Source organism: Paenibacillus pinistramenti (genome assembly GCF_005869875.1).
In the GTDB taxonomy this organism is placed as follows: Bacteria; Bacillota; Bacilli; order Paenibacillales; family Paenibacillaceae; genus Fontibacillus; species Fontibacillus pinistramenti.
The window spans coordinates 237,421-255,537 of sequence record NZ_VAWG01000001.1 but is presented as its reverse complement, the minus strand read 5'-3'; the positions used below and the strand labels follow the sequence as shown (position 1 = coordinate 255,537).

Below are 18,117 nucleotides of genomic sequence, written 5' to 3'. Positions count from 1 at the left end.
CGGGGAATCCGGCCGCGGCGGCTTATGCTTTTTGCAGAAAAGTTTACTTGATCGTATTAGGCAAGGCTTTGACAAGCTGCTCATCAGGGGTGACAAACAAGGTGCGCTGATGATCGTAAATCACAAAGCCGGGCTTGGCGCCGCTTGGCTTGCGCACATGACGGATCAGCGTGCAGTCTACCGGAACGCTGCTGGATTCCTTGGCTTGGCTGAAATAGGCGGCGAGCTGGGCGGCTTCTTCCAGCGTTTTGTCCGAGAAGGAATGCGCGCGGATCAGCACGTGAGAGCCTGGAATGTCCTTTGTGTGCAGCCAGGTGTCATTCGGAGTGCCGAGCCGGTTGGTGATGTACTCGTTCTGCAGGTTGTTCTTGCCGACAACCAGCTCAATGCCTTCCGATGAGGTGTAGGCGTGCAGCGTCGGGCGGTTGTCTTTCTTTTTCTTCTTGGCGTTCTTTCTGCCTCTGTCACGAAGATATCCCTGCGCGGTCAGCTCCTCCCGGATTTCCTCGATATCGTTCATGCTGGCGAATGAAAGCTGCTGCAGCAGCTCATCAAGATAGGCAATCTCCTCATGGGTCTTCTGGAGCTGCTCTTCGATAACGGCCAGGCTGTTCTTGAATTTGTTGTATTTCTTGAAATAGCGCTGGGCATTTTCGGAAGGCGTCAGGAGCGGATCGAGCGGAATGCTGATCATTCCCTGCTCTTCGTCGTAATAGTTGACGAGCTCCACTTCCGTCTGGCCTTTAGTGAGCAAATGGAGCGACGGGAGCAGCAGCTCGCCCCAGATTCTATACTTATCCGCATCATCGGCTTCCTCCTGATCCTTCTTCAGGTTGGACAGCTTCTTGATATTCTTGCTCCGCTCGTTCTGCAGGAACCGCAGCAGGTCGCTGACCTTCTGCTTCACCGTATCCCGCTCGGCTTTATCGCCGAAATAGTCCTCCATGCACAGGCTGATTGATGGAAAGACCTTCTTCGTCTCGGGCTGGATCAGCGTCAGATCAACCGCCGAGAAGATGCTTTTTCCTTTGGCGTTATCCCCGGTCACCGGTGTGAAGCTGCCGTTTCGGACCTGCTCCATTATTGTTGAAAAAGCTTCCCATAAGCTCTCCCCGAAATCCGCTTGAGCTTGTGCCGCAGCCTGACGTGCCCGGGCCGCTCTGCTCAGCACTTCCTGGGCAATCAGCGGGCTGAATCCGCTGTACGCTTCCACGATCCAGCCTGGCGCCGCAGGCTCTTCCGCGTTGCCCAGATGCTGCATAAACGCCGCTTTATCCGCATCAAGCGGGTTGTCCTTGTTCTGCCGAGGCGGCTCGGTGTAGGCGAAGCCGGGCATGACAACCCGGTAGCCGCTGATCGCAGGGGTGACGTGATGAATGCCGTCCAGCTGGGTGCCGGCGGCCGGATCAAGCAGAATGATGTTGCTGTGCCGCCCCATCAGTTCAATGACAATCCGCTTCTGCGACGTGTCGCCCAGTTCGTCTCTCTGTTTGAGGTCGATGTGAATGATCCGCTCCATCCCGACCTGGCTCACCTGTTCAATAATGCCGCCTTCGCAGTGTTTGCGCAGCAGCATGCAGAACATCGGCGCTTCCTGGGGATTCAGGAATGAAGCCTCGGTAAAATGCACCCGCGGATAGGTCGGGTTGGCCGACAGCAGGAGCCGCTGGTTTCCGCCGCGGGTTCTTAAATTCATAATAATATCATGATCAGAGGGTTGATGAATTTTATTAATCCGTGCGCCGATGCAGGCCTGAAGCTCATGCACGATGGCGCGGGTTACAATACCGTCGAGTGCCATAATAAGTAATTCTCCTAATGTGTCCGTAGTAGAGGTTCCTTCCTTATGATGCCATACTTGGAGCAAAAACTTAAGTGCCTGTGCTATTTCCGGACTAGCCCGAATACATTTACCCTAGGTGGAAAAGCCTTCACGCGGTCAAGAACGCAGAAATTACGGGAGGGAAGAAGGAGCATGGAACAAAATCGTTGGCACCGCCTTGAACCAAAAGAGCTGCTGGAATGGTTTCAGGTCAAGCGGGATCAGGGGCTGTCGCCCGAGGAGGCGGACAAGTGGCGGGAGACGGCCGGCTGGAATGAGCTTGCGGAAGCCAAGAAGGTTTCGCCGGTTATTTTATTCTTAAACCAGTTCAAGGACTTCATGATGCTTGTGCTGATGGGGGCTACGCTCATTTCGGGCCTGCTTGGCGAATATCTGGATGCCATTACCATTGTAGCGATCATTGTGCTGAATGGATTTTTGGGCTTTATTCAGGAGTTTCGGGCAGAACGCTCGCTGCGGGCGCTGAAGCAGCTCTCGGCTCCCCATGCCAAAGTGCTGCGCGGCGGGAAAGAGGTCATCCTTCCGGCCAGGGAAATTGTCCCGGGGGACATTGTCATGCTGGAAAGCGGAGACCGCATCCCGGCGGATATCCGCTGGCTCGCAACCACAGGCTGCGATGTTGAGGAATCTGCTTTAACAGGCGAGTCCCACCCGGTAGCCAAATTTGCGCAGGCCATACCTGAGGATGACGTTCCGCTGGGCGACCAGAAAAATATCGGCTTCATGGGCACCATGGTGACCCGCGGAAGCGGCAGGGGCATCGTCATCCGCACCGGCATGGACACGGAGATGGGGAAGATTGCCGATCTGATTCAAAATACGGAGGCTCAGGAGACCCCGCTGCAGCGCCGGCTTGAGCAGCTTGGCAAAATCCTGATCGTTGTTGCCCTGGTTCTGACAATTGTCGTTGTACTGGCGGGTATCCTGCATGGACAGCCGGCCGGGAATATGTTCTTTGCCGGGGTCAGCCTGGCGGTTGCAGCCATTCCGGAAGGACTGCCTGCGATTGTTACGATTGCGCTGGCGCTTGGCGTGCAGCGGATGATCAAACGGAAAGCGATCGTGCGCAAGCTGCCTTCGGTAGAGACCTTGGGCTGCGCATCCGTCATCTGCTCGGACAAGACGGGAACGCTGACCCAGAACAAGATGACGGTCACTAAAGTCTGGGCGGAAGGCCGGGAGTTTAAAGTGACCGGTGAAGGCTACGCTCCGCATGGCGATATTTGGGACAACAGCCGTCCGGTGGATCTCCGGAAGGAGCAGGGACTCAGCCGGCTGCTGCAGATCAGCGCTTTGTGCAGCAATGCGGAAATTCTCGAAGTCAGTGAAGAAGAGGAGCATGGCAGGAAACGTTCTGCAGGCGAAGAACGTGAACCCAGATGGGTGCTGAAGGGTGATCCTACGGAAGGCGCTTTGGTGGCCCTGGCTTCCAAAATGGGCCATTCCCCGGCTGCGCTGGCTTCTGTCTACTCGAAGGAAAAAGAATTTCCGTTTGATGCCAAACGGAAGCGGATGTCTGTCGTCGTCTCGCATCAAGGCGCGCGTCTCTTGTTCGTCAAAGGCGCTCCGGACATGCTGCTCGACCGCTGCTCTTCCATCGTCTGGGATGGCAAAGCCGTTCCTTTGACCGGTACGCTCCGCCAGAAGGTAGCAGCGGCCAATGAACAGATGGCCCGCGGCGCGCTGCGCGTGCTGGGTCTGGCCTACCGCGAGCTTCGCTCGAATGACAGTGCCAAGGACGAGGAAGCTGCGGAAGCCCAGCTGGTCTTCGTTGGTTTGACCGGCATGATCGATCCGCCGCGGCGGGAAGCGCGCGAAGCGATCGGCACGTGCCGGAAGGCGGGTATCAAGACGGTCATGATTACCGGCGACCACGGCCTGACGGCTGAAGCCATTGCCCATGAGCTGGGCATCATCCCGCGCGGCGGCAGAGTGATGAGCGGGCAGCAGCTGTCCGGCCTGAGCGACGACGAGCTTGATCAGGTGAGTGATGATGTTTATGTATATTCGCGCGTATCCCCCGAGCACAAGCTGCGGATTGTCAAGTCCTTGCAGCGCAAGGGACATGTTGTCGCCATGACCGGCGACGGCGTTAACGATGCGCCGGCCATCAAGGCGGCGGACATCGGTATTGCCATGGGCATCACCGGCACGGACGTATCCAAAGAAGCCTCCTCGCTGATCCTGAGCGATGACAACTTCTCGACCATCGTGTCGGCGATTGAGGAAGGCCGCAACATTTATGAAAATATCCGCAAATTTATCCGCTATCTGCTGGCCTCAAATGTCGGTGAGATTCTGACGATGTTCTTCGCCATGATGGCCGGGCTGCCGCTGCCCCTCCTGCCGATCCAGATTCTGTGGGTCAACCTGGTGACAGACGGTCTTCCGGCGATGGCGCTCGGCGTTGACCAGCCTGAGAAGGATCTGATGGAGCACAAACCGCGCGGTGCCAGGGAAAATATTTTCGCCCGCCGGCTCGGCTGGAAGATTCTCAGCCGCGGGCTGCTGATCGGCATCTGCACCTTGGGCGCCTTCTGGCTGACGCTGGAGATTTCGCCGGACAATCCGGGGCAGCTGATGAAGGCTCAGTCAGTCGCTTTCGTGACCCTGGTCATGGCCCAGCTGATCCACGTCTTTGACTGCCGCAGTTCCCGTTCCATCTTCCACCGCAACATTCTGCAGAACAAATTCCTTGTTCTTGCCGTATTGTCCTCGGTGGCTATGACGCTTGCGGTCATGTACATTGAGCCTTTGCAGCCGATCTTCAAAACGGTGCCGCTCGGCTTCCGCGAATGGGCGATTTCCTTTGTCGCCGCAGGCATTCCAACCTTCCTGATGGGCGCCGGCAGCGTCTGGTCCGGCAAGCGCCGCCGTCCGGCAGGGCCAAACGGCCGTCCCGCAGCAGTGAATAGTACAAATATTCGTGCATAAAGTGAATAGCCATCCGGGCTTGCAAAGCATACACTATTCGTTACAATGAGGATAACAGTACATGCTTTGGGGAGTGGAACGGGTGGAATTTACGGAACTGGAGTCCAATAAACTGGAATTCACAAAAATGCACGGACTGGGCAACGACTTCCTCGTCTTTTACGGGTTGAAGCAGCTCCCGGACCAGGTGTCCGGGCTCGCGGTCAAATACTGCGACAGGCACTTCGGCGCCGGCGCCGATGGCCTGGTGTTTATACTTCCATCGGAGCGTGCCGATTTCCGCATGGTGATTATCAATTCGGACGGCACCGAGGCGGAGCAGTGCGGCAATGCGATCCGCTGCGCAGCCAAATACGTTTATGATCACGGTCATACGGACCGTACGGAGATTACAATTGAAACGCTTGGTGCAGGCGTCCAGCCGGTGAACCTTGGCGTGGAGGGCGGCAAAGTCAAAACGGTAAGAGTAGACATGGGAGCTCCGATCCTTGAAGGGCGGTTAATTCCGACTGCGCTGGAAGGAGCCGAAATCATTGATCGTCCGATCGAAGTGGATGGCGAGACCTTCCGGTTTACCGGCGTTTCCATGGGAAATCCGCATGCGGTGATCTATGTGGAGGACGCCCCATCCTACGATTTTCGGACCTGGGGGCCGAAGCTGGAGTCGCATCCGCTGTTTCCGCGCAAAACTAATGTGGAATTTGCGACGGTATCCGGCCCGGAGCGCATTGAAATGCGCGTCTGGGAGCGCGGGGCAGGTCCAACCTTGGCCTGCGGCACCGGCGCATGCGCGACGCTGGTCTCGTCCGTGCTGAACGGACTTACGGGGCGGAGCGCCTGGGTTGGCCTTGCCGGAGGCGATCTGTTCATTGAATGGAGCGCCGAAGACAATCACGTCTACATGACCGGCCCGGCTGAAACGGTGTACCGCGGCGTTCTGGAGCTGTGAGGAGAGGCTGGACAGCCGGTTGAGGTGGAGTAGAACCGGGTTGAACAAATCAAAAGCGGCCGTGTCAGGGAAGGTGTCCCTGCACGGCCGTCTTTCTTTACTTTAAGTCTTATTTTTCAATCGAATTTATGTTACATTAAATAAAATTTGAGCCCGGAAGAAAGAGGGAGAGCTTATGACTGATCTTCGCAAGGCGATGTTAACCAATGTTTTGATCGGCGATGGAGCAATGGGGACTTATCTGTCCCAGCTGGGTCATCCTGTCGGCATATCTTATGACGAATTAAATTTGATCTCGCCGGATGCAATCCGTGATATTCACAGCGAATACATCCGCGCGGGAGCTGATGTGATTGAAACCAACACGTTCTCCGCGAATGCCTATAAATTGTCAAGATTCGGGCTCGAAGCCAAAACCGCCGAAATCAACCGGGCCGGAGTCCGGATCGCCAGAGAAGCGGCAGGCTCTTCCGCGTATGTGCTCGGGGCAGTAGGCTCAATCCGCAGCGGACGCCGGATCAGCGTATCCACCAAAGAGCTGACCCGGTATTTTGGAGAGCAGATCGACGCGCTGCTGGAGGAAGGCGTGGACGGGATTCTGCTGGAGACTTTTTTTGATCTGGAGGAAATGGAGATTGCTGTAAAAAGCGTCCGGGAACGCAGCGGCGTTCCGGTCATCTCCCAGTTCGCGGTCGATCAGGTCGGCCGCACGCTCGACGGCTATGCCATAACCGACGCTTTCAGCATGCTGAAGCAGGAAGGCGTGGACGTGGCCGGCTTCAACTGCCACTCCGGCCCGCAGGGCATTATGAGCGTTATTCAGAACCAGCTGCCGCTTCCGCTTGAAATTCCGATGTCCGTTTATCCTAACGCAGGTTTGGCGAGCTTTGTGGATGGCAAGTATGTATACCGTGCGACGCCTGCTTATTTCGGGGATCGCGCCAGGGACTTCGCAGATGCAGGTGTCCGTCTGATCGGCGGCTGCTGCGGAACGACACCGGAGCATATTACTGCGATGGCCAAGTCCCTCGCGGGATACAAGCCCCGTCCGCTGTCCCCGGAGCCGAAGCTTGCGCGGGAATCCCTTTCCCTTATCGGCAGGCCGGCCGGCAAAGAAGAGGAGCATACAGAGGTCCGGCCGGACGGGGCTGCGGCTCCGACGCTTGTAGATCTGGTTAAACAGCGCCACACGCTGATTGTTGAGCTGGATCCGCCCCGGGATTTGGATATTACCAAATTTATGGAAGGGGCGGCTGCTTTAAAGGAAGCCGGCGTGGACGCCGTCACGATGGCCGACAATTCCCTTGCTGTTGCCCGGATGAGCAACATGGCGCTCGGGCATCTCGTCCAGGAGCGCTTCGGGCTTCGGACGCTTGCTCACATTGCCTGCCGGGACCGCAACCTGATCGGAACCCAGTCGCATATGATGGGGTTTGATGCCCTCGGCATCAACCATGTGCTGGCGGTGACGGGCGATCCGTCGCGCTTTGGCGATCTGCCTGACGCCAGCTCCGTGTACGACCTGACTTCGTTCCAGATCATCAAGATGATCAAGCAGCTGAACGAAGGGATCGCTTTTTCCGGCAAGCCCCTGAAGCATAAGGCTAAATTTGTTGTTGGCGCAGCGTTTAACCCGAACGTCAAGCATTTGGACAAAGCGGTCCAGCGCCTGGAGAAGAAGATTGCTTCCGGCGCGGATTATATTATGACCCAGCCGGTGTATGACCCGGATCTGATTGTCCGCATCAAGGAAGCGACAGCGCATCTGGACATTCCGATCTTTATCGGCATCATGCCGCTTGCCAGCGGCAAGAACGCGGATTATCTGCATAACGAGGTTCCCGGCATCGAGCTGCCGGAGCAGATCCGCTCGCGGATGAGCGGCCTGTCCGGAGAGCAGGGGCGGCTGGAAGGAACGGAAATTGCAAAGGAGCTGCTTGATGGAGCGATGCAGCATTTTAACGGCATCTATCTGATGACGCCGTTTCTCTTCTATGAAATGAGCGTGGCCTTGGCGAAATACGTGCAGAAGAAGTCGAAAGAGGGCGCGGCCCACTTGTTTCACTCCTGATTTTCAATTACAATAGTGTAACGGATGTGATGCCGATGTCATTTAGTATGACCGGATTCGGTCAATCCACCCTGCGTTTTGACGGCTTCGTCATTCAATGCGAGGTCAAGTCTGTGAACCATCGGTACTGTGAAATTGCGTTCCGCATGCCAAGGGAATGGACAAGCTTTGAAGACGCCTTGCGGCGGTTGGTGCAGAGCCAGATCAAACGGGGCAGGATTGATGTATATATTAGCAAAGAGAGGGAAGATCCGGGCTTCGCTTCACAGAAGCTCAATCTTTCTGCGGCCCGGGATTATCTATATTCCGCTAAGGAATTAATGGATGCTTTCGGAATAGAGGGCATGCCGACGGCTGCCCAGCTTTTGACTTTACCCGGCGTTATGACCCCTGCCGGCCACGACTTGGCGAAGGAGGACACCGCCAGTCAGGAGGAATGGGGAGCCGTTCTTCGTCAAGCACTTGGACAAGCGCTTGACGGCCTTTCCAGGATGCGGCTGCAGGAAGGAACCCATCTCTCGGAAGATTTGTCCCAGCGGTTTGAACGGCTTGGGACGCTTCATGCCGAGCTTGTCCGGTTAGCACCGGGTGTGGTGGAGGAATACCGCAGCCGGCTCAGAAGCCGGCTTGCCGAGCTGCTGGACGGCTCCTTCGATGAGCAGAGGTTCAGCATGGAGGTTGCCATTTTTGCAGACAAATCCAACATCGACGAAGAATTGACAAGGCTTAGCAGCCATTTGGCTCAATGCAGGAACCTGCTCTCCGGCAGCGAACCTGCAGGAAGAAAATTGGACTTCCTTATCCAGGAAATGAACCGGGAAGTGAATACGATTGGCTCCAAAGCGAATCATCTGGCAATCGTTAACCTTGTTGTGGAGATGAAAGCCGAGCTTGAGAAGATTCGCGAACAAGCGGCGAATTTGGAGTAGCTTTCAGCTCGCAGCATTAAATTAGGGGGAACAACCTTTACATGGCAATCAAACTTATTAATATTGGCTTCGGTAATATCGTATCAGCCAATCGGATCATTTCCATCGTAAGTCCCGAATCTGCACCGATCAAACGGATCATTCAGGAAGCAAGAGACCGGCATATGTTAATTGATGCTACATACGGACGCAGAACGCGGGCAGTAATTATTACAGACAGCGACCACGTCATTTTGTCGGCTGTTCAGCCTGAGACGGTGGCGCATCGTCTTTCCACCAAAGATGATGACAATGATGAGTAAAATGGAGAGTAATATGTCTAAAGGTTTATTAATTGTTTTGTCCGGTCCTTCCGGAGTTGGCAAAGGTACGGTATGCAGTGAGCTGAGACGCCGCATGCCGGGGCTTGTATATTCGGTTTCAGCCACCACGCGTCAGCCTAGAGCGGGCGAAGAGCACGGTGTGAACTACTTTTTCAAGACACATGAGCAGTTTCAGGAGATGATTGCCAACGATCAGCTTCTGGAGCATGCCCAATATGTCAGTAACTATTATGGAACTCCCCGCGATTTTGTGGAGCAGACGATCAACAGCGGCAAAGACATCATCCTTGAGATCGAGGTCCAGGGTGCGCTGAAGGTGAAGGAGAAGTTTCCGGAAGGCGTATTCGTATTCCTGCTTCCTCCTTCCATGGATGAGCTTAAAGACCGGATTGTCGGCCGCGGAACCGAGAATCAGGCGACAATTGATCACCGGATGTCGGTGGCGGTTGATGAAATCGGTCTGCTTGAGTATTATGATTATGCTGTGGTTAACGATCAAATTGATCTGGCCTGCAAGCGGATAGAAAGCATCATTGTCGCCGAACATTGTAAAGTTCGTAAATAAAAGGGCGGAAGGCGCCGCCCGAAGAAGAGGTGTAGAGAGTGCTGTATCCATCTATTGATAAAATGCTTGAGAAAGTTGACAGTAAATATTCGCTGGTTGTTGCGGCTTCCCGCAGAGCAAGACAGCTTAGAGAAGGGGAGAAGTCAGAGCTTAAAGGAGCTAAATCCCATAAGCAGGTTGGCGTTGCCCTTGAAGAAATCTACGGCGATTTTGTCAAAATCAGACGTGGCGGCGATGATGCCGAGCACGCGAATGAAGAGGAATAACTTGCAGCTTTGCTGATAATGACAACCGTAAGGTTGTTATTTTTTTAGACGCCACTCTATTTAGTCGTTATCCAATAGGATCAATCAGGAACGCGGTGCTTCCGGTTAGGACGGGTACGGCGTTTTTCCTGCTATTGGCGGAATCTTTGCATCCCCATAAATGAGAAATATGAAATAAGAAATTAGAATCAGAAATGATGAAGAAGGAATTTTAGCTAGAAAGCGGGGGAATTGAGATGTTGACCGGCAAAAAAATCGTACTCGGCGTAACCGGCGGCATTGCCGCGTTTAAAGCCGCGTCCTTGTGCAGCAAGCTTGTGAAGCAGGGAGCGGAGGTTAGAGTCATTATGACGGAGTCCGCTGTCAAATTCATTACGGAGCTGACGATGCAGACCTTGTCCAAAGCCCCTGTATTTACTGATACCTTTGATGAGAAAGATCCGGCCGTCATTGCGCATATTAATCTGGCTGACTGGGCGGACCTCGTTCTGGTTGCTCCGGCGACGGCGAATATAATCGCGAAGATGGCAGCAGGGCTGGCGGACGACATGCTCTCCACAACCCTTCTGGCGACTGAAGCGCCAATCATGGCTGCGCCTGCGATGAACGTGCATATGTACCAGCATCCGGCGGTTGTCCGGAACATGAACGAGCTGGCCCAGCGGGGCGTTATGTTTGTAGAGCCGGGCAGCGGACTGCTCGCCTGCGGATACGTCGGGAAAGGCCGGCTGGAAGAGCCGGAGCAGATTGTGGCGGTGGTGGAGCGCTTTTTCGAGCAGCAGGACGGCAGATCCAAAGGGGCTTTAGCCGGGAAAAAGGTCGTTGTCACCGCAGGCGGGACTGTGGAGCGGATCGATCCGGTCCGCTACATCACCAATGACTCCTCGGGAAAAATGGGCTTCGCCCTGGCGGAAGCCGCCCGCGAGCTGGGCGCAGAAGTCGTGCTCATCGCCGGCAGCACCACAGGCCAGCCGCCGGCAGGCAAAGGTATTGAGCTGGAGCGCGTCCAGTCCGCGCAGAATATGTACGATGCCGTCATGCGCCATTTTGACAGCAGTGATATCGTCATTAAAGCAGCAGCCGTAGCGGATTACCGGCCGGCTGTTCAGGCAGATCGCAAAATGAAGAAGAGCGGAGACACGATGACCCTTGAACTGGTCAAGAACATTGATATTTTGGAGCAGCTGGGGCAGAAGAAGACGGGGCAGTTTCTGATCGGTTTTGCCGCTGAAACGAATGACGTGGAGCATTATGCGATGGACAAGCTCCGCCGGAAGAACTGTGATCTGATCGTTGCCAATGACGTAACCTCCGAAGGCGCCGGTTTTGGTACCGACACCAATATTGTTCAGATTTATGATCATGAAGGCCTGGTTGAGCGCCTGCCTCAGCTGTCCAAGCTGGAGACCGCACGCCGGATTCTGGAAGTGGCAGCAGGACGCCTTGAGGGACCGGGAGTGGAGCGCTGATGTACACCATTGCCAGGGTCATAGTGGACGTGCCCAGCCGTGACACCGACCGGCCTTTTGATTACCGCATCCCGCCTGCCATGGCCGGTTGGATTGATATCGGGAGCAGGGTTGCTGTGCCGTTTGGCCGCAGAACCCTGCAAGGTTTTGTTGTAGGTTTGGAAGAGCAGTCGGATATGGATCCCGCACGGCTGAAGCCGTTTCAGGAGCTGCTCGATCATCTCCCGCCCCTTTCACCGGATTTGGTGGAGCTGGCAGGGTGGATGAGCCGCAAATACGCCTGCACGGCCATTTCCGCTCTGCAGGTGATGATTCCCTCAGCGCTCAAAGGCAAGGCAGAACGTTATGTCAGTGTTCCCGAGGACGTTCAGGAGCGGGCGGAAGGATCGGCGCCTGGTTTTGACGGGGAACAGGAGCAGCGTAATCCGGAGGGGCAGCAGGCTTCTTTGTTTGCTCTGACGGCGGCTCTGCCTGCAGAAGCCTTGGCCATCTGGAATTATGTCAAGAAGGAGGGGCCGGTTCCGTTATCCCAGCTGGGTAACCGGTACCCTGAGCAGGGGGAGATTGTAAAGTCCCTGCTGTCTCAAGGCCTGCTGACCGAATCCCAGAAGATCAAGGACCAGATGGGCAGGAAGACGGTCAAGACCGTCGCCGCAGCCGTATCCGGCGAGGCGGCCGAAGCCGCTCTGGCTTCTTTTACCGCCCAGGCGCGCCGTCAGAAGGAGGTTTTGGCCTTCCTGCTCGAGGTCGGCATTCCAATCTCCCAGCAGGAGCTGCTGTCAACCCTCGGGGTCACGGCAGGAACGGTAAAGAAGCTGGCGGACAAGGGCTACGCGGTCATTGAAGATGTTGAGGTCTACCGCGATCCTTATGCGGACCGGAGATTTAAGAAGACCTCTCCGCTCGAGCTGACGGAGGAGCAGCAGGCTGCATTCGGCAAAATAAGCGGGGCGCTGCAGGCCCGTGTTCATGATACGTTTTTGCTGCATGGGGTAACAGGGAGCGGTAAAACCGAAGTTTATTTACAGTCTATCGAGCAGTGTATTGCCCAGGACCGGCAGGCGATTGTGCTGGTTCCGGAAATCTCGCTCACCCCGCAGATGGTGGAACGCTTTAAAGGGCGTTTCGGGAACAAGGTCGCGGTTCTGCACAGCCGGCTGTCCGGCGGCGAACGTTATGATGAATGGCGCAAAATCCGCGAGGGCAAAGCCCAGGTCGCAATCGGTGCGCGTTCAGCGGTGTTTGCCCCTTTTAAACAGCTGGGCCTCATTGTGATGGATGAAGAGCATGAGACCTCCTATAAGCAGGAGGAGACGCCCAAATATCATGCACGGGATGTGGCGGTTCAAAGAGCGAAGCAGCACCAGGCCGTGGTCATTCTCGGTTCGGCAACGCCTTCCCTGGAAAGCTATCATGCGGCGAGATCCCAGTCCAATGAGGAATTTGCGCCCCTGCTGCTGGAAATGAAGAACCGGCCGCTCGGCAGCAGTCTTCCCAAGGTTCATATTGTAGACATGCGGGAGGAGCTGAAGGAAGGCAACCGCTCCATGTTCAGCCGCCCGCTGCACCAGGCCATTGCCGACCGCCTTGAGCGGAAGGAGCAGTCCGTCCTGTTTCTGAACCGGCGCGGCTTCTCAACCTTCGTGATGTGCCGCAGCTGCGGCTATGTGGCGAATTGCCCGGATTGTGATATTTCGCTTACCTATCATGAGAAATCCGATAATCTGCGCTGCCACTACTGCGGTTATGCCGAGCCTGCGCCGAAGCTTTGCCCCGAATGCGGAAGCGAGCATATCCGCTATTTTGGAACCGGCACGCAGCGGGTGGAGGGGGAGCTTGCGAAGCTTTTTCCAGGGATTAGAGTCATTCGCATGGATGTGGATACCACTACGGAAAAAGGCTCCCACGAACGTCTTCTGCAGGCGTTCCGCGAGCAAAAAGGCGATGTCCTGCTGGGCACGCAGATGGTCGCCAAAGGTCTGGATTTTCCAAATGTGACCCTGGTAGGGGCTATCGCTGCCGATTCGGCGCTGAATCTGCCTGATTTCCGCGCCGCCGAGAAAACGTTCCAGCTGCTGACCCAGGTTGCCGGGCGGGCGGGCAGGCATCAGCTGCCGGGCGAGGTGTTCATTCAGTCTTATATGCCCGAGCATTATTCGATTGTCCATGCGAGCAGGCATGATTATTTGTCCTTTGTCCGGGAAGAGCTGCAGCACCGCAGAGGACTGGGGTACCCGCCCTATTGCCGGCTGATCCTGATTACGTTATCCCATGAGCACATGCCGGTGCTGGTCCGTCTGGCAGAGAATTTTGCGGCGGAGCTGCGGGGCAATGCGGTTGCGAAGGGTGTCTTCGGCAGCCTGGACCGCCTGTCTGCGGAAGCGCTGGACATTCTGGGGCCGATCGCTTCTCCTATGCCGAGGTTAAAGAAGCGCTACCGTTTTCAATGTATGGTAAAATATCGTGGGGACATCGACGCGGTGAATCTCGTGCGGCAGACGGCCGCCAGAATGCTGGACGGCAACAAGGATTCACTGTTTCAAATAAGCATTGATGTGGACCCGCAGATGCTGATGTAAGGCTGTCATGGGGCTTATGCAAGGTATGGAGCATCCCGTTTTGGCCTTATCATATACTAGACACACAAGACTCCGTGAAGTGAAGGAAGGGAATTTATATGGCATTAAGAATTATTGTGCTTGAACCGGATGAAGTGCTCCACAAGAGAGCGAAGGAAGTAACCAAAATCACGCCTAACGTGCAGAAGCTGCTGACCGACATGGCGGATACGATGTACCATGCAGAAGGCGTTGGGCTTGCAGCTCCGCAGGTCGGCATTTTGAAGCGGATCATCGTGGTGGATGTCGGCGATGAGAACGGTTTGATCGAGCTGATCAACCCTGAGATCGTAACCAGAGAGGGCGAACAGTTTGGGCCGGAGGGATGCCTCAGCATCCCGGGTTACCGCGGTGATGTCAGACGTGCGCAAACGGTAACCGTAAAAGGCCTTGACCGCAACGGTAACGAAGTGACCTATACGGGCTCCGATCTGCTGGCGCGGGCTTTGCAGCATGAAATAGACCATCTGGACGGTGTTCTGTATACGGACATTGCGGAGCGCGTCTATGAAAATCCCCGCGAAGACGAGGAATGAGAGTGAGGCTGATGGGATGAATGTTGTATTTATGGGGACGCCGCAGTTTGCGGTTCCGTCTCTTGAGATGCTGCTTGCTGAAGGTTACAGCGTGGTGGGAGTGATTACTCAGCCGGACCGTCCGCAGGGCCGCAAAAAGATCCTTACCCCGACTCCTGTAAAAGAAGCCGCTTTAAACCACGGCCTCCCCGTGCTTCAGCCGGTCCGCCTGCGCGCTCCTGAAGCCGTAGCCGAAGTTGCCGCTTTGGAGCCGGATTTGATCGTGACGGCCGCTTACGGCCAGATTTTGCCGAAATCCGTGCTGGATCTGCCGAAATTCGGCTGCCTGAACGTGCACGGCTCCCTGCTGCCGAAATACCGCGGAGGCGCGCCGATCCAGCGCTCCATTATTAATGGCGAGAAGGAAACCGGCGTCACGCTGATGTATATGGCGGAAGGCCTGGACACCGGCGACATGATCGCCAAAGTGGTGGTCCCGATTGAATATGAGGACACATCGGGTACGGTGTTTGAGAAGCTGAGCACAGCCGGTGCGGGGCTGCTGAAGGAGCAGCTTCCGCTGATCCTTGACGGGAAGGCTGACCGTATTCCGCAGAATGACGAAGAGTCTACCTATGCGCCGAACCTTACGCGTGACGACGAGAGAATTGACTGGACGTCTGATGCGGAGAGCATCCGCAACCGGGTGCGCGGGCTGCTGCCTTTCTCCGGCGGATTTACGCTGTGGAACGGCGATGTCTTCAAGATCTGGGAGCTTGCGGCCGTTAAGGAAAGCGGCTCGGGACAAGCTCCGGGTACGGTGCTGAGCTTGTCGGACAAAGGCATTGAAGTGCAGGCCGGCAGCGGAACGGTTCTGCTGACCCGGGTTCAGCCTGCCGGCAAGAAAGCGATGGCGGCTGCCGAATTTGTGCGGGGCGGCCAGATGAAGCAGGGCGAGGTATTGTCATGAGCGCGGATAGAAACGGAGGCGGTAAGCCTGCCGCCAGAGCCGGGGCCAAAACCGAAGCCAAGACCAAAACCTTAGCCAGCGCTAAAGCTCAGGGAGGCCGGGGCGCCGGAGGAGGCTCCCGCGGCAGAGCGACAGCGCGGGAAACGGCTCTGTATGTGCTGACGGAAGTCGAGACCGAAGGAGCTTACAGCAATTTGCTGCTGAACGGGGCGATCCAGCGGGCCGGCTTATCCGGCCCGGATGTGGGGCTTGCGACCGAGCTTGTGTACGGAACGATTTCCCGGCTGTCCACGATTGATTATTTTCTTGAAAAATTTGTCTCCAAGGGGCTGGGCAAGCTGCAGCCCTGGGTCCGCAATCTGCTGCGGTTAAGCTTCTACCAGATATATTATCTGGACCGCATTCCGCCGCATGCGGCGGTTAACGAGGCCGTTAATATTGCCAAGAAGCGCGGCCATCAGGGCATCTCCGGCATGGTGAACGGCGTGCTGCGCAATGTGCTGCGGCAGAAGGAGACGCTGAAGCTGCCTGAGGATATGCCCGAGGTGCAGCGGATCGCTCTTGCAGAATCGCACCCGGAGTGGATGGTCGCCGGCTGGATCCGCCAGTACGGCGCCGCGACGGCGGAGGCGATCTGCCGCGCCGATAATGAGCCGCCGCCTGTCAGCGTCCGGGTCAACCGGACGAAAGCCGGCCGGGATGACCTGCTGAAGGACATGGCGGGACAAGGGCTTGAAGCGGTGCCGTCGTCCCTGTCGGAGGACGGCATCATTGTTCGCGGCGGCGGGAACATGGCGCTATCCGGCTGGTACAGGGAAGGCCGGCTTTCCGTCCAGGACGAAAGTTCCATGCTCGTCGCCGAGGCGCTGGACGCCCGGCCCGGCATGACGGTGCTGGACTGCTGCGCCGCTCCGGGCGGCAAGTCCTGCCATATTGCCGAGCGCATGGAAGGCCGCGGAACCGTCATTGCCAATGATGTGCATGCGCATAAAGCCAAGCTGATCGAGGAGCAGGCGGACAGGCTCGGCCTGGCCAATGTCAAGACCCGGACCGGCGACGCGCTGGAGCTTGCCGGTCAATTCCCTCCGGCTTCGTTTGACCGGATTCTGCTCGATGCCCCCTGCTCGGGGCTCGGCGTCATCCGGCGCAAGCCGGATTTGAAATGGACCAAATCCCCGGTGGATTTGGTCGAAATCGCGCAGCTGCAGCAGCGGCTGCTTGATGCGGTGTGCGTTCTCCTGAAGCCGGGCGGTGTTCTGGTCTACAGCACATGCACCATCGAACGCACGGAGAATGCCGGCGCCGTTGAAGCTTTTCTGGCCCGGCATCCTGAATTTGCTCCGGACGAAACGCCGGAGCTGTTCCAGAGGCTGGCCGCAGCTTCAGCCAGAGAATCGGCCGGGCTGCAGATCCTTCCGCAGGATGCGGGATCGGACGGCTTTTATATCGCCAGACTGGTTAAGCAGGCTTAAGCTGATCTTTTATTACAACCCGCCAGTCCATCTGGCGGGTTATTTCCTCTTTAGTGTGTGTCCGATTTATGCTAAAATGGGAAGAATGATTGATCATGTCACCCTAGACGGCAGCATACATTAATTAGAACAGGTGAGTGAATAATGAAACCTTTTATATATGATTTTACCCTAGAGGAGCTGCAGGCGTGGGCGGTTGAGCAGGGCGAACCGGCTTTTCGCGGCGGCCAGATTTTTGAATGGATTTATGTGAAACGTGTTAATTCTTTTGATGAAATGACCAATTTGTCCAAGACGCTGCGCCAGAAGCTGAACGACCAGTTTCAGTTCGTTACGCTGAACGAAATCACCAAATTCGAGTCCAAGGACGGAACGGTGAAGTTCCTGTTCGGGCTGCATGACGATCATGCGATCGAAACGGTAATCATGAAGCACAACTACGGCAACAGCATCTGCGTAACGACTCAGGTCGGCTGCCGGATCGGCTGCACCTTCTGCGCCTCGACGCTTGGCGGGTTAAAGCGCGACCTGACTGCAGGCGAGATCGTGGCCCAGGTGGTCAAGGCCCAGCAAATTCTGGACGAACGCGGAGAGCGGGTCAGCAGCATTGTTATTATGGGCACCGGAGAACCGTTTGAGAACTATGACAATACGATGAAGTTTCTCCGCCTGATGATTCATGAGAAAGGGCTGAACATCGGCCAACGGCACATCACCGTATCGACCAGCGGCATCGTGCCGAGCATTTACAAGTTCGCAGATGAAGGAACCCAGATTAATCTGGCCATTTCCATCCACGCGCCAAATGACGCTCTGCGCTCCAAACTGATGCCGGTTAACCGCCGCTATCCGTTTGACGACGTGATGGAGTCGCTGCGTTATTACCAGGCTAAGACGGGACGGCGGATTTCCTTCGAGTATGCCTTGATCGGCGGCGTCAACGACCAGCCGGAGCATGCAGAGGAGCTCGCGTCCGTGCTTAAAGACATGCTGTGCCATGTCAATCTGATTCCGGTTAACCACGTTCCGGAACGCAAATATGTCCGGACATCCCGCAATGATATCTTCAAATTCCAGCGTGTCCTGGCGGACAATGGCATCAATGTAACGATCCGCCGGGAACAGGGGCATGATATTGCCGCCGCCTGCGGCCAGCTGCGGGCTAAGCATATGGAGTCTAAGGCGAGGTGAGA

14 protein-coding genes are annotated in these 18,117 nt (G+C 56.1%); 13 read left to right on the top strand and 1 reads right to left on the bottom strand.

The features are described from left to right. Positions 1–43: 43 nt before the first annotated feature. Positions 44–1,801 (bottom strand): Rqc2 family fibronectin-binding protein, encoded by a 1,758-nt coding sequence (locus FCN15_RS01205; protein WP_138493119.1) that lies wholly within the window; start codon positions 1,799–1,801, stop codon positions 44–46. Positions 1,802–1,975: 174 nt separating this feature from the next. Here FCN15_RS01205 and FCN15_RS01200 point away from each other — a divergent pair, with 174 nt between their 5' ends. The 13 genes from FCN15_RS01200 to rlmN all read left to right on the top strand — a co-directional run bounded on the left by FCN15_RS01200 (position 1,976) and on the right by rlmN (position 18,115). Next, positions 1,976–4,777: a calcium-translocating P-type ATPase, SERCA-type gene (locus FCN15_RS01200; RefSeq protein ID WP_138493118.1), complete on the top strand. Its 2,802-nt coding sequence runs from the start codon at positions 1,976–1,978 to the stop codon at positions 4,775–4,777. Between the two features lie 112 nt (positions 4,778–4,889). Next, positions 4,890–5,726, top strand: a complete 837-nt coding sequence (gene dapF / locus FCN15_RS01195; protein WP_138493411.1) for a diaminopimelate epimerase — start codon at positions 4,890–4,892, stop codon at positions 5,724–5,726. A 175-nt stretch (positions 5,727–5,901) separates the two neighbouring features. Further along, the gene (locus FCN15_RS01190) at positions 5,902–7,797 is read left to right on the top strand and encodes a bifunctional homocysteine S-methyltransferase/methylenetetrahydrofolate reductase (protein WP_138493117.1); all 1,896 of its coding nucleotides are present in this window, start codon (positions 5,902–5,904) and stop codon (positions 7,795–7,797) included. Positions 7,798–7,832: 35 nt separating this feature from the next. Continuing rightward, a complete protein-coding gene (locus tag FCN15_RS01185) occupies positions 7,833–8,726 on the top strand; it encodes a YicC/YloC family endoribonuclease (RefSeq protein WP_138493116.1) in 894 nt (297 codons plus the stop codon). Positions 8,727–8,767: 41 nt separating this feature from the next. Beyond that, positions 8,768–9,028, top strand: a complete 261-nt coding sequence (gene remA, locus FCN15_RS01180; protein ID WP_005548256.1) for an extracellular matrix/biofilm regulator RemA — start codon at positions 8,768–8,770, stop codon at positions 9,026–9,028. A 13-nt stretch (positions 9,029–9,041) separates the two neighbouring features. Then, the gene (gene gmk, locus FCN15_RS01175) at positions 9,042–9,614 is read left to right on the top strand and encodes a guanylate kinase (RefSeq protein ID WP_138493115.1); all 573 of its coding nucleotides are present in this window, start codon (positions 9,042–9,044) and stop codon (positions 9,612–9,614) included. 38 nt (positions 9,615–9,652) lie between these two features. Next, positions 9,653–9,880, top strand: coding sequence for a DNA-directed RNA polymerase subunit omega (rpoZ, locus tag FCN15_RS01170; protein WP_138493114.1), 228 nt, complete (start codon positions 9,653–9,655; stop codon positions 9,878–9,880). A 236-nt stretch (positions 9,881–10,116) separates the two neighbouring features. Next, positions 10,117–11,349: a bifunctional phosphopantothenoylcysteine decarboxylase/phosphopantothenate--cysteine ligase CoaBC gene (gene coaBC, locus FCN15_RS01165; protein ID WP_138493113.1), complete on the top strand. Its 1,233-nt coding sequence runs from the start codon at positions 10,117–10,119 to the stop codon at positions 11,347–11,349. Beyond that, complete coding sequence (priA, locus tag FCN15_RS01160; RefSeq protein ID WP_138493112.1) at positions 11,349–13,928, top strand: primosomal protein N'; 2,580 nt, start codon at positions 11,349–11,351, stop codon at positions 13,926–13,928. Before coaBC ends, priA begins: the two co-directional genes overlap by 1 nt. A gap of 98 nt (positions 13,929–14,026) precedes the next feature. Then, a complete protein-coding gene (def, locus tag FCN15_RS01155) occupies positions 14,027–14,503 on the top strand; it encodes a peptide deformylase (RefSeq protein WP_138493111.1) in 477 nt (158 codons plus the stop codon). A gap of 16 nt (positions 14,504–14,519) precedes the next feature. Next, positions 14,520–15,452: a methionyl-tRNA formyltransferase gene (gene fmt, locus FCN15_RS01150; RefSeq protein WP_138493110.1), complete on the top strand. Its 933-nt coding sequence runs from the start codon at positions 14,520–14,522 to the stop codon at positions 15,450–15,452. Continuing rightward, on the top strand, positions 15,449–16,924 hold the full coding sequence (rsmB, locus tag FCN15_RS01145; RefSeq protein WP_138493109.1) for a 16S rRNA (cytosine(967)-C(5))-methyltransferase RsmB: 1,476 nt from the start codon (positions 15,449–15,451) through the stop codon (positions 16,922–16,924). The genes fmt and rsmB overlap by 4 nt, the downstream gene beginning before the upstream one ends. A gap of 144 nt (positions 16,925–17,068) precedes the next feature. Beyond that, a complete protein-coding gene (gene rlmN, locus FCN15_RS01140) occupies positions 17,069–18,115 on the top strand; it encodes a dual-specificity RNA methyltransferase RlmN (protein WP_138493108.1) in 1,047 nt (348 codons plus the stop codon). Positions 18,116–18,117: the final 2 nt, after the last annotated feature.

Bases quoted from the DNA above. Each gene is read 5' to 3' on its own strand.
- FCN15_RS01205 (WP_138493119.1), bottom strand. From the start codon at position 1,801: ATGGCACTCGACGGTATTGTAACCCGCGCCATCGTGCATGAGCTTCAG.
- FCN15_RS01200 (WP_138493118.1), top strand. From the start codon at position 1,976: ATGGAACAAAATCGTTGGCACCGCCTTGAACCAAAAGAGCTGCTGGAA.
- FCN15_RS01190 (WP_138493117.1), top strand. From the start codon at position 5,902: ATGACTGATCTTCGCAAGGCGATGTTAACCAATGTTTTGATCGGCGAT.
- FCN15_RS01185 (WP_138493116.1), top strand. From the start codon at position 7,833: ATGTCATTTAGTATGACCGGATTCGGTCAATCCACCCTGCGTTTTGAC.
- remA (WP_005548256.1), top strand. From the start codon at position 8,768: ATGGCAATCAAACTTATTAATATTGGCTTCGGTAATATCGTATCAGCC.
- gmk (WP_138493115.1), top strand. From the start codon at position 9,042: ATGTCTAAAGGTTTATTAATTGTTTTGTCCGGTCCTTCCGGAGTTGGC.
- coaBC (WP_138493113.1), top strand. From the start codon at position 10,117: ATGTTGACCGGCAAAAAAATCGTACTCGGCGTAACCGGCGGCATTGCC.
- priA (WP_138493112.1), top strand. From the start codon at position 11,349: ATGTACACCATTGCCAGGGTCATAGTGGACGTGCCCAGCCGTGACACC.
- def (WP_138493111.1), top strand. From the start codon at position 14,027: ATGGCATTAAGAATTATTGTGCTTGAACCGGATGAAGTGCTCCACAAG.
- fmt (WP_138493110.1), top strand. From the start codon at position 14,520: ATGAATGTTGTATTTATGGGGACGCCGCAGTTTGCGGTTCCGTCTCTT.
- rsmB (WP_138493109.1), top strand. From the start codon at position 15,449: ATGAGCGCGGATAGAAACGGAGGCGGTAAGCCTGCCGCCAGAGCCGGG.
- rlmN (WP_138493108.1), top strand. From the start codon at position 17,069: ATGAAACCTTTTATATATGATTTTACCCTAGAGGAGCTGCAGGCGTGG.